This is a genomic window from Streptomyces sp. NPDC057445 (assembly GCF_042802855.1).
Lineage (GTDB): Bacteria > Actinomycetota > Actinomycetes > Streptomycetales > Streptomycetaceae > Streptomyces.
This window is the reverse complement of sequence record NZ_JBHVDH010000003.1, coordinates 591,434-603,350: the sequence shown is the minus strand read 5'-3', so window position 1 is coordinate 603,350 and position 11,917 is coordinate 591,434. Positions and strand designations below refer to the sequence as shown.

At 70.0% G+C, this 11,917-nt stretch carries 8 protein-coding genes and 1 pseudogene; 1 reads left to right on the top strand and 8 read right to left on the bottom strand.

The genetic code is table 11. From position 1 onward, the window contains the following. Positions 1-42 precede the first annotated feature (42 nt). Positions 43-1,302, top strand: a complete 1,260-nt coding sequence (locus tag ACFU5O_RS10715; RefSeq protein WP_384238740.1) for an outer membrane lipoprotein carrier protein LolA — start codon at positions 43-45, stop codon at positions 1,300-1,302. Positions 1,303-1,443: 141 nt separating this feature from the next. On the opposite strand, the gene ACFU5O_RS10710 is transcribed toward ACFU5O_RS10715, so the two are convergent. From ACFU5O_RS10710 to ACFU5O_RS10675, 8 genes and pseudogenes are all read right to left on the bottom strand, one after another. Next, positions 1,444-2,781 (bottom strand): M28 family metallopeptidase, encoded by a 1,338-nt coding sequence (locus ACFU5O_RS10710; protein ID WP_384238739.1) that lies wholly within the window; start codon positions 2,779-2,781, stop codon positions 1,444-1,446. A gap of 208 nt (positions 2,782-2,989) precedes the next feature. Next, a pseudogene (locus ACFU5O_RS10705) lies at positions 2,990-3,265 on the bottom strand (VOC family protein); the annotation flags it as partial. 29 nt (positions 3,266-3,294) lie between these two features. Further along, positions 3,295-4,245: an EamA family transporter RarD gene (gene rarD, locus ACFU5O_RS10700; protein ID WP_384238965.1), complete on the bottom strand. Its 951-nt coding sequence runs from the start codon at positions 4,243-4,245 to the stop codon at positions 3,295-3,297. 556 nt (positions 4,246-4,801) lie between these two features. Beyond that, positions 4,802-5,863 (bottom strand): 2-oxoacid:ferredoxin oxidoreductase subunit beta, encoded by a 1,062-nt coding sequence (locus ACFU5O_RS10695; RefSeq protein ID WP_384238737.1) that lies wholly within the window; start codon positions 5,861-5,863, stop codon positions 4,802-4,804. Further along, positions 5,856-7,802 carry a 2-oxoacid:acceptor oxidoreductase subunit alpha gene (locus ACFU5O_RS10690; RefSeq protein WP_384238735.1) on the bottom strand — a complete coding sequence of 649 codons (1,947 nt, stop codon included), beginning with the start codon at positions 7,800-7,802 and terminating at the stop codon, positions 5,856-5,858. The genes ACFU5O_RS10695 and ACFU5O_RS10690 overlap by 8 nt, the downstream gene beginning before the upstream one ends. Before the next feature lie 241 nt (positions 7,803-8,043). Continuing rightward, positions 8,044-8,703, bottom strand: a complete 660-nt coding sequence (locus tag ACFU5O_RS10685) for a LuxR C-terminal-related transcriptional regulator (RefSeq protein WP_384238964.1) — start codon at positions 8,701-8,703, stop codon at positions 8,044-8,046. Between the two features lie 249 nt (positions 8,704-8,952). Beyond that, positions 8,953-10,269, bottom strand: a complete 1,317-nt coding sequence (locus tag ACFU5O_RS10680; RefSeq protein ID WP_384238733.1) for a sensor histidine kinase — start codon at positions 10,267-10,269, stop codon at positions 8,953-8,955. A 338-nt stretch (positions 10,270-10,607) separates the two neighbouring features. Then, the gene (locus ACFU5O_RS10675; protein WP_384238732.1) at positions 10,608-11,822 is read right to left on the bottom strand and encodes a sensor histidine kinase; all 1,215 of its coding nucleotides are present in this window, start codon (positions 11,820-11,822) and stop codon (positions 10,608-10,610) included. Positions 11,823-11,917 lie beyond the last annotated feature (95 nt).

Here is an 11,917-nt window from a genome sequence, read left to right as displayed (position 1 = left end):
GTGTGGACGGACGACGCCGCTATCACGGAGGTAGGGCACACCATGGCACCGAACGAGAACGCAACGATCACCGCAGAGCCGGAGGAGGTCGGCCCGGCCCGCCGGAAGGCGGCGCGGTACGTCGTCCCGGTCGCGGTGGCGGGCGTTGCCGCGGCGACCATCGGGCTCGTCCCGGCGCTCGCCGCGTCAGGCGACCCCGATCTTCCCAAGATCACGGCACAGCAGCTCATCGAGAAGATCGCCGCTTCGGACGTGCAGCAGCTCTCCGGCACGGTGAAGATCAGCACGGACCTGGGCCTCCCCGACCTGGGCGGTCTGGCGAGCAGCCTCGCGCCCGGAGCCGGCAAGGGAGGAGCGGGCGCCTCTGCGTCCCCCGAGAGCAGGCTGATGGAACTGGCTTCCGGCACGCACAAGGTGGATGTCGCCGCCGACGGACCGGACAGGCAGCGGGTGTCCTTCCGGTCCGGCGGCGAGGAGTACAGCGTCACCCACAACGGTGAGGACGTCTGGACGTACGACAGCGCATCGGACGAGGTCGTTCACGGCAAGGACGGCGGCAAGGGCGAAGGCGACGGGGACAAGGCGCCCAAGGAACTGCCGACCACGCCCAAGGACCTCGCCGACGAAGCGCTGAAGGCCGTGGACGGGACCACCTCCGTGACGGTCGACGGCACGGCCCGTATCGCCGGCCGGGACGCGTACCAGCTGGTCATCAAGCCCAGGCAGAGCGGCTCGACGATCAGTTCCATCAAGGTCGCGGTGGACGCGGAGAACGGCGTGCCGCTGAAGTTCACGCTGCTGCCGAGCGACGGCGGCAAGGCTGCGGTCGACGCGGGCTTCACCAAGGTCGACTTCTCGAAGCCGGCCGCCTCCACCTTCGACTTCACCCCGCCGAAGGGCGCGAAGGTCACCGAGTCGGACGACCTCAACGCCATGGAGAAGGGAGCCCCGAAGGCGCCCGCGGCTCCCAAGTCCCCCCGGTCCCCCGGGTCGCCCGAGGAGTTCGAGGGCATGGAGGACTTCAACGGCCTGAACGTCATCGGCAAGGGCTGGACCTCCATCGCCGAACTGGCCGCCCCGGGCGGCGAGGGCCTCAAGGCGCCGAAGGCCGGCGAGGGCGACGTCCCGCCGGAGGCCGGGAAGTTCCTGGACGCCCTGGGTGACCAGGTGAAGGGTGACTTCGGCACGGGCACGGTCTTCAAGACCCGTCTGGTCAACGCCCTGATGACGGACGACGGCAAGGTCTACGTCGGCGCCGTCACCAAGGACGCTCTGATCAAGGCGGCGAACGACGCGAAGTAGCGGGCCCGCGGCAGCCCGCGCCCGCGCGGCGGACGAACGGTAGTGGGCGCCGGGCCGGACGACGGATGCGGGGCACCCCTCAAGGGGGGTGCCCCGCAACCGTGTTGTCCCGTGCAGGTCAGGGCCTGGCTGGTGTGACGCTCAGAAGGTGAGCTTCCAGCTGTCGATGAAGCCGGTGTCCTGGGCCGCCACGTCCTGGACCTTCAGCTGCCAGGTGCCGTTCGCGCTCTCACCGGACGCGTTCACCGTGTAGGTCGTGATGACGTTGTCCGCCGAGTCGCTGCCACTGGAGTTCTTCAGGCGGTACGCCGTACCGTCCGGGGCCAGCAGGTCGATGACCAGGTCGCCGCGCCAGGTGTGCTTGATGTCCACGCCCACCGCGAGGGCGGCCGGGGCGTTTCCGGTGCGGCCGGAGACCGTCACCGACGAGGTGACGGCGGCGCCGTTGTCCGGTATGGAGACGTTGTTCGCGTTCTCGTAGACATCACCCGGTGGGACGGTCGTCCCCGCGGACAGGGTCCAGATCGCGTGGGCGATCGCGTCGCTGTTGCGGTCGAGCGCGGTGTCGTTGATGTTGGACGCGCTGTCGCAGGAGGAGTGGTAGCAGCGGTCGAAGGCCTGTCCGGCCGTGCCACCCCACTTCTGGGCCTGCGCACTCGACTTCGTACGGCTCGCGCCGGTGAAGAGTCCGCCGACCGGTATGCCCACGTTCTTGAAGGATGCGTGGTCGGAGCGGCCGTCGCCCTCCGTCTCGATCTCGGTCGGGACGCCGATGCCCGCGAAGTAGTCCTTGAAGGTCTTCTCGATCGTCGGGTCGTCGTCGTAGACGAAGTAGCCGGGGTTCGGCGAACCGATCATGTCGAAGTTGAGATAGCCGCTGATCTTCGAACGTTCCGCGGACGGCAGGTTGTTGACGTAGTACTTGGACCCGACCAGGCCCAGTTCCTCCGCGCCCCACCAGGCGAAGCGCAGATGCTTGTCCGGGTTGAGCTGGGCACGGGAGACGGCGAGCGCGGTCTCCAGGACGCCGGCCGAGCCGGAGCCGTTGTCGTTGATGCCGGGGCCCGAGGTGACCGAGTCGAGGTGGGCGCCGGCCATCAGCACCCGGTTGGTGTCGCCGCCCGGCCAGTCGGCGATCAGGTTGTATCCGGTGGCGCCCGAGGACGTGAACTGCTGGACGGTGGTGGTGAATCCGGCCGCGTCCAGCTTGGCCTTCACATGGTCGATCGACGCCTTGTAGCCCGTGCGGCCGTGCGCACGGTTGCCACCGTTGGCGCTCGCGATCGACTGGAGGTCGCCGAGATGTGCCTTGACGTTGGCGAGAGGGATGTCGGGCGCGGCGAGCGCCGCCGGGGAAGTGGCGGCGCTCGGAGCGGCGGCGGTGGTGGTTGCGGCTGTGCTCGGCACGGCTGCGGCGAGCAGGCCGGCCAGGGCGACTGCCGTGAGTGCGGCGGTGCGTCTGTGCACGGAGTGGGTCATGTGGGGGCTCCGGATTCCGTTCGGGGGCGGGACGGAACGTGCGAGACACCCTGCGACGGCGGCATCGCAGGGTGCTGGAGCTGTACTCGGTGCGGTGTGTGGTGAATGTTCAGCGAGATGTTGACTGACCGTCAAGGGCGGAAACCGGTCAGTCAGGTTCGCTCAACGAACACCGGGGCTCGTCCCCGTATACAAGGTGTCGTATCCAATGCACGCAGAACTCGTTGCCCTCGGGATCCTGCATGATGCACCACTGTCCGCCGGGCTCCTTCACATGCCGCAGCACCGTCGCTCCCAGCCCCTCCGGCCGGGCGACCTCCTGGTCCCGTCGGCCCGGCCCGGTGCGCAGGTCGAGGTGGAGGCGGTTCTTGACCGTCTTGGTCTCCGGGACCCGCTGGAGCAGCAGCCGCCTGCCGAGGCCGCTGCCCGTCTCCTCCTCGTACGGGTCGTCCGGATGCCGGACGGCGGCGAGATCGCGCCACGCGCACGCTGCCTCGGGGCAATCCCGTTCGCTCAGCCCGCGGCGGCCTCGCGCCGAGCCGGTGCCGTGACATCGGCGGGTGCCGGGACATCGGCGACGACGGGAACGGAAGCGGCGTCCGGTGCCGCGGCGGCAAGCCGTACCGCTTCCGCCCGGGTGCGCCGGGCCGTGCGCAGGGCGTCCCAGGTGAGGACGGTCAGCGCCAGCCAGACCAGTGAGAAACCGGCCCACCGCTCGGCGGGCATGGCCTCATGGAAGTAGACGACGCCCAGCAGGAACTGGAACATCGGCGCCAGATACTGCAGCAGACCCAGTGTCGACAGAGGCACCCTGATGGCCGCCGCTCCGAAGCACACCAGTGGTGCCGCGGTGACCACGCCCGTCGTGGCGAGCAGAGCGGCATGGCCGGCGCCTCCCGTGACGAACGTCGCAGAGCCCTGGGAGCCCAGCCACAGCAGATAGCCGAGCGCGGGCAGGAACTGCACCGCCGTCTCCGCGGCCAGCGATTCCAGGCCGCCGATGTTGGTCTTCTTCTTGATCAGCCCGTAGACCGCGAACGAGAACGCCAGGATCAGTGAGATCCATGGCGGCCTGCCGTAGCCGACGGTCAGCACGAGGACGGCGGCGAAGCCGATGCCGACCGCCGCCCACTGCGCGGGCCGCAGCCGCTCCTTGAGCAGCAGTACGCCCATCGCGATGGTGACCAGCGGATTGATGAAGTAGCCGAGCGACGCCTCCACCACCTGGCCCGCGTTGACGGCCCAGATGTACAGGCCCCAGTTGACGGTGATCACCGTGGCGGCGACGGTGATCATGCCGAGCTTGCGCGGCTCGCTCAGCAGGGCACGTATCCAGCTCCAGCGCCGCAGGGCCAGCAGCGCGACGGCCACCACGGCGAGGGACCAGACCATGCGGTGGGCGAGGATCTCGATCGCGTCGGCCGGCTTCAGCAGCGGCCAGAAGAGCGGGACCAGTCCCCACATTCCGTAGGCGCCGATCCCGTACAGCAGTCCAGCCCGCTGCTCGTCGTCCTTCACCGCTCCTCCTGCCTGCCGCCACGCGTCCGCGTCCGAAGGTAGCGCCGGGCAGGGCGAACTGTCATGTCCGTATCGCCATACGGTCATGACGGGCGGGATCGGCGGCGGGCGAACGCCACGCCCGCCCCGGTCGGAATCTGCCGGTGCACCTCGGCAGGGACGTGGTGTATTGCGGGACTGCTTGGCGACCTCGGCGGCGTAATCGGCGAGGGACCAGGCCGTGTCCCCGCTGAGTTCGTACGCCGGGCCGATGAGGCCCTCGCCGGTCGGCACGGCGCGCGTGGACCACTCTCGCTGGGCGAGCGGCGCCTGGGGGACGTGGAGTGCGCGCGGGCGGCGTACGACGAGCCAAGGGTGCGACGCGGTCGATCCCCTGGCAGCCGGGGCAGGTTGGGGGCACGGTCGAAGCCGTCACAGGTGCCGTCGAACCGTGAGGGGCGCCGGTCATGGACCGGCGCCCCTCACGTGTCCGTGGCCGTACCCGGCCCGGTTTCCGCCGCCGTCAGCCGACGACGGTCCAGGTGTCGTTGCCGGTGAGCAGCGACGACAGGTCGCCCTTGCCGTTCTGCTCGATCGCGGCGTCGAGCTGTTCGGACATCTGGGTGTCGTACACCGGCCGGTCGATGCTGCGGAACACCCCGATGGGGGTGTGGTGCAGCGTGTCCGGGTCGGCCAGCCGCGACAGGGCGAAAGCAGTGGTCGGGCTGGCGCTGTGCGCGTCGTGGACGAGGATCTCCGCCTCGTTCGCGGGCGTCACCGCGACGACCTTCAGATCGCCGGTGGCGCGGTCCCGGACGACACCCTTGCCCTGGTCGGCGCCGAAGCGGATCGGTCTGCCGTGCTCGAGGCGGATCACGGCTTCCTCGGCGGACTGCTTGTCCTTGAGGGCGTCGAAGGCGCCGTCGTTGAAGATGTTGCAGTTCTGGTAGATCTCCACGAGCGCCGTGCCCGGATGATCGGCGGCGGCGCGCAGCACCTCGGTGAGGTGCTTGCGGTCGGAGTCGACCGTCCGCGCCACGAACGAGGCCTCGGCGCCGATCGCCAGCGACACCGGGTTGAAGGGCGCGTCGAGCGAGCCCATCGGCGTCGACTTGGTGACCTTGCCGACCTCGGACGTCGGGCTGTACTGGCCCTTGGTCAGACCGTAGATCCGGTTGTTGAAGAGCAGGATCTTGAGGTTGACGTTGCGCCGCAGCGCGTGGATCAGGTGGTTTCCGCCGATGGAGAGGGCGTCGCCGTCTCCGGTGACGACCCAGACGCTCAGATCGCGGCGCGAGGACGCGAGCCCGGTCGCGATGGCGGGCGCGCGACCGTGGATGGAGTGCATCCCGTAGGTGTTCATGTAGTACGGGAAGCGGGAGGAGCAGCCGATGCCCGAGACGAAGACGATGTTCTCCTTCGCCAGGCCGAGCTCGGGCATGAAGCCCTGCACGGCGGCGAGGATCGCGTAGTCACCGCAGCCCGGACACCAACGGACTTCCTGGTCCGACTTGAAGTCCTTCATGGACTGCTTGGCCTCGGCCTTCGGAACCAGCGACAGCAAAGTGGACGCTGTCTCAGTCATTGATGGCCTCCTTGAGAGCCTTGGCGAGCTGCTCGGCCTTGAACGGCATGCCGTTGACCTGGTTGTAGGACTGCGCGTCGACCAGGAACCGCGCCCGGATCAGGGTGGCGAGCTGGCCGAGGTTCATCTCCGGAACCACTACCTTGTCGTAACGCTCGAGAACGTCACCGAGATTCCTCGGGAACGGGTTGAGATGGCGCAGATGGGCCTGCGCGATGGGCAGCCCCGCGCTCCGCAGCCGGCGCACGGCCGCGGTGATGGGCCCGTACGTCGACCCCCAGCCCAGCACGAGCGTGCGGGCGCCGTCCGGGTCGTCGACCTCGAGGTCGGGCACCTCGATGCCGTCGACCTTGGCCTGGCGGACGCGGACCATGAAGTCGTGGTTGGCGGGGTCGTAGGAGATGTTGCCCGTGCCGTCCTGCTTCTCGATGCCGCCGATCCGGTGCTCCAGACCCGGTGTGCCGGGCACGGCCCAGGGGCGGGCCAGCGTCTGCGGGTCCCGCTTGTACGGCCAGAAGACCTCGGTGCCGTCCTCCGCGGTGTGGTTGGGGCCCTGCGCGAACTGCACCCGCAGGTCGGGGAGTTCGTCCACGTCCGGGATGCGCCACGGCTCGCTGCCGTTGGCGAGGTAGCCGTCGGAGAGCAGGAAGACCGGCGTGCGGTACGTCAGGGCGATCCGGGCGGCCTCGAGCGCCGCGTGGAAACAGTCCGCGGGTGTCTTCGGGGCCACGACCGGGACCGGCGCCTCGCCGTTGCGCCCGTACATCGCCTGCAGCAGGTCGGCCTGCTCGGTCTTGGTGGGCAGCCCGGTCGACGGACCTCCGCGCTGGATGTCGATGATCAGCAGCGGCAGCTCCAGGGACACCGCCAGACCGATCGTCTCCGACTTCAGCGCCACACCGGGGCCGGACGTGGTGGTGACGGCCAGCGAGCCGCCGAAGGCCGCGCCGAGCGCCGCGCCGATGCCCGCGATCTCGTCCTCGGCCTGGAAGGTCCGTACACCGAAGTTCTTGTGCTTGGACAGCTCGTGCAGGATGTCGGAGGCCGGGGTGATGGGGTAGGAGCCCAGGTAGAGCGGCAGGTCCGCCTGCCGGGACGCCGCGACCAGGCCGTAGGACAGTGCCAGGTTGCCGGAGATGTTGCGGTACGTACCGGTCGGGAAGGCCTGGGCGGCCGGGGCGACCTCGTAGGAGACGGCGAAGTCCTCCGTCGTCTCGCCGAAGTTCCAGCCGGCCCGGAAGGCGGCGACATTCGCCTCTGCGATCTCCGGCTTCTTGGCGAACTTGGTGCGCAGGAACTTCTCGGTGCCCTCGGTCGGACGGTGGTACATCCAGCTCAGCAGGCCCAGCGCGAACATGTTCTTGGAACGCTCGGCCTCCTTGCGGGAGAGGCCGAACTCCTTGAGCGCCTCTACGGTGAGCGTCGTGAGAGGCACCGGGTGGACGCTGTAGCCGTCGAGCGAGCCGTCCTCGAGCGGGCTGGTGTCGTAGCCGACCTTGGCCATGGCGCGCTTGGCGAACTCATCCGTGTTGACGATGATTTCGCCGCCGCGGGGCACATCGCCGATGTTCGCCTTGAGCGCGGCAGGATTCATCGCCACCAGGACGTTCGGTGCGTCACCCGGGGTGAGGATGTCGTGGTCGGCGAAGTGCAGCTGGAACGAGGAGACGCCCGGCAGGGTGCCTGCGGGCGCGCGGATCTCGGCCGGGAAGTTCGGGAGCGTGGACAGGTCGTTGCCGAACGACGCCGTCTCCGACGTGAAGCGGTCACCCGTCAGCTGCATACCGTCACCGGAGTCACCCGCGAACCGGATGATCACTCGGTCGAGGCGGCGGATCTCCTTGTCGCCGGGGGGCCTGCGCTGCCCCCCGACGAGGGTCTCGCCGGCCTCGTCTGCCTCGTCTTCGTGCTCGGCTGGGCTACTGACCTGGCTGGTCACTGAACTGGACCTCCTTCGAGGCGGCTGGGCTGCGGCCGGCTCACCGGTCGCTCCAAGGTCAACCCTACGTCGGTAAGGGTCGCCTTCCCTGGACCGCTCATATGCTGGACGTCTCTTTGAGACACCCTGATGCCCTGGTTTGCCATGTTCTGTTCGCCCCCCGGGGTTCTTTCCCTTAAGACGCTCCCGATCGGTCCTCTGGTTGTTCTCGATCGTGCCTGCCTGACAGAGTGTCAGGCAATCAGGAGTTGAGATACGTCAGCACGGCCAGTACACGCCGGTGATCCCCGTCGCTGGGGGACAGCCCGAGCTTCATGAAGATGTTGCTCACATGCTTCTCCACGGCTCCGTCGCTCACGACCAGCTGCTTCGCGATCGCCGAGTTCGTCCGCCCTTCCGCCATCAGGCCGAGCACCTCCCGCTCGCGCGGTGTCAGCCCGGCCAGGACGTCCTGCTTACGGCTGCGGCCGAGCAGCTGCGCCACCACCTCCGGGTCGAGCGCGGTGCCGCCCCGGGCGACCCGGACGACGGCGTCCACGAACTCCCGGACCTCGGCGACCCGGTCCTTCAGCAGATAGCCCACGCCCCGGCTGCTCCCGGCGAGCAGCTCGGTGGCGTACCGCTCCTCCACGTACTGGGAGAGCACGAGGACCCCGATCCCGGGGTGATCACGGCGCAGCCGCACGGCCGCGCGGACGCCCTCGTCGGTGTGCGACGGCGGCATCCGCACATCGGCGACCACGACGTCCGGCAGTGTCTCCTGCGCCGCGAGGTCGTCGATCGTCTTGATCAGCGCCTCCGCGTCCCCCACGCCCGCGACCACGTCGTGCCCGCGGTCGGTCAGCAGGCGGGTCAGGCCTTCCCGAAGCAGAACGGAATCCTCGGCGATGACCACCCGCACCCTGTCCTCCACGACCTGCAGCCCCCATATGTCGAAATGCGTCCCGCCCCTGGTACACCCAGCATCCCAGCATCCGGGCGCGGACGCCCTCATCAATCGCAATCCGGCCCGGCCCGGCGCGGCGGGCCGGACCCGTGCGGGGTCCGGCCCGTGGCCGTGGGGGTGCCGGCTTGGGCGCCCGGCCCGGGGTGTGGAGGGTCGGGGTGTGGCGGGTCGGCCGGGGGCCGGGGGCGGGGGCCCTCTCCCTGGTCACACGCGCCAGGGCAGTTCCGCGGTGACCACGGTGGGGCCTCCGGCCGGGGAGTCGACGACGAGGACGCCGTCCACCGCGTCGAGCCGTTCGGCGAGGCCGGCCAGTCCGCTGCCCGCCGTGACATCCGCGCCGCCCTGCCCGTCGTCCCTGACCTGCAGCATCAGCCGGTCCTCCGTGCGCCACACGTCGACGGACGCCTGCCGGGCCTGTGCGTGCTTGCTGATGTTCTGCAGCAGCTCGGACACCGTGAAGTACGCGATGCCCTCGATCGCCTCGGCGGGACGGGCCCCCAGATCCACCTCCACCCGGACCGGAACGGTGCAGCGGGAGGCCACGGCCGAGAGAGCCGCGTCCAGGCCCCGGTCGGTGAGGACGGCGGGGTGAATGCCGCGCGCCAGATCCCGCAGCTCCTGCAGCGCGGTCTTCACCTCCCCGTGCGCCTCCTCCACCATGCGCGCCGCCTCCCGAGGGTCCTCCTGGAGCTTCTCCTTGGCCAGGCCGAGATCCATCGCGAGGGCGACCAGCCGCGCCTGCGCCCCGTCGTGCAGATCGCGCTCGATACGCCGCAGATCGGCCGCCGCCTTGTCCACGACCACCCCCCGGTCCGACTCCAGTTCCACGACGCGGCCCTCCAGCCGGGACGGACCCAGCAGACCTGCGACCAGCAGACGGTCCACGGTGGCGAGCCCCCGCACGAGCCACGGTGTCGTCATCAGCAGCAGCAGCCCTACCGCGCAGGTCGTGGCCAGCTCGAAGGGCGAGTCGAGATAGACGTTGTGCGTCCCGTCGCCGTACAGCTGGATTCCGTCCTGCCCGGCGTACATCGGGAACACCCAGTGCCAGAGCGGATACGTGGCGAGGCTCCACCCGGCCACCCAGAAGGGAAGCGCGACGGAGAACGCGAACACGGCCCACGGCAGATGCACCAGCGCATAGAGGAGGTGCCGCCAGGAAACCCCGCTCTTGAGCATCGCCCCCACCCACGCCATCGCCCCGCCCGACCGGGGCCGGACCGGGGCGGGGTCGACGATGTCGAGGCGCAGCAGGGCACGGGCACGGGAGCGCTCCAGCGCGCCGAAGCCACGGCACATGGCCAGCGTCCCGGCCAGGAGAGGGATGCCGAGGAAGGTGACCACCAGACCGCTGCCGGCCGCCGTCAAGGAGACGGCGAAGGAGAAGAAGACGATGCTGAGGGGCAGGCTGAGTACGAGGTAGGCGAACTCGCGCCAGGTGCGGGCCTCGAACGGCACGCGCAGCGCCTGAGGAAGGCGGAAGGTCCGGGTTTCCGGTTCCGTGCCGAATGCCGTGGCCATCTTGTCGTCCGTTTCTTTTCGTCGGCTGCCGCCGCTGAGGGGCACCGATTGCTCAGTGCCTCCATGCTGCTCAGAGCGCCGATCCGGCACCATGAGGCCGGTATCCCTCTCGGCCCGGGGGTTATCCCCACCTGCGGGGAGCGGGCGGTTCCCGCGTTGCGCAGGGACGGCTTCGGCCTGCAGCCACCGCTTGCGGGGCGGTTCCCGCTTCTGGGCCGTTCTCGCTTGCCTTGCGGTTCTCGCTCCACGTACGGGGCGGCTTCCGTCCTGCGGGGCGGCGCCCGGCTACGGCCACCGCTTGCGGGGCGGCTCCCGCCTTACGGGGACGGCTCCGGCCGCTACAGCGGGGCCGCCGCCTTCGGCACCGCTCCCGGTGCCGCGGCGGCTCTGTCGCGCCAGGGCAGTTCCGCGGTGACCACGGTGGGGCCTCCGGCCGGGGAGTCGACGACGAGGACGCCGTCCACCGCGTCGAGCCGTTCGGCGAGGCCGGCCAGTCCGCTGCCCGCCGTGACATCCGCGCCGCCCTGCCCGTCGTCCCTGACCTGCAGCATCAGCCGGTCCTCCGTGCGCCACACGTCGACGGACGCCTGCCGGGCCTGTGCGTGCTTGCTGATGTTCTGCAGCAGCTCGGACACCGTGAAGTACGCGATGCCCTCGATCGCCTCGGCGGGACGGGCCCCCAGATCCACGGCGACCTGCACGGGCACGGTGCAGCGGGAGGAGACCGCGGACAGGGCGGCGTCCAGGCCCCGGTCGGTGAGAACGGCGGGGTGAATGCCGCGCGCCAGATCCCGCAGCTCCTGCAGTGCCAGCTTCACCTCGCCATGTGCCTCGTCGACCATCGCCGCTGCCGCGTCCGGGTCCTCGAGCAGCTTTTCCTTGGCAAGACCGAGCCCCATGGCGAGGGCGACCAGCCGCGCCTGCGCCCCGTCGTGCAGATCGCGCTCGATACGCCGCAGATCGGCCGCCGCCTTGTCCACGACCACCCCCCGGTCCGACTCGAGCTCGGCGATCCGTCGCTCCAGCTCGTCGGAGGGCGAGAGCAGCCCGCGCACCAGCGCCCGGTCGACATTGGTGAGGCCCCGCGCCACATACGGAAGCACCGGCCAGAGCACGAACAGCCCCGTGAGGGTGATGACGAACCCCAGTACGCCCCACGGAAGCCCTATGAACGCGTACAGCACGGAGCGCCACGCCACCGGGTCCTTCAGGCCCGCCCACACCGTGCCGAGGAAGCTGTCGCCGGGCCGGCGGGGCAGCGGGCTCGGCTCGTCCACCCGTACACCGAGCAGCTTGCGCGCCCGCGCCCGTTCCCACCTGCCGAGCAGTCGCGATCCGGCGAGACCGACGGCGAGGAGGGGCAGGCCGACGACCGTGACGGACATCCCCGCGCCGACCGACACCATGAACACCGTGTAAACAAATCCGAGAAGGGCGAACGGCAGCCCGGAGAGGAGATAGGCGATCTCTTTCCAGGTGTGCCTGTCGTACGCGAAGCGGGCGGGCGGCGGGCCTTCGTCGTCCGGGCCGCCGGCATTGCTGGTCACGGTCATGCGCCCCAGCCTGCCGCGTCCCATCCGTGCACGCCATGGGGTATGTGGGTGGGGGCGAAGTAGGGATATCCCCACTCATGAGGCACCTGGTCCCG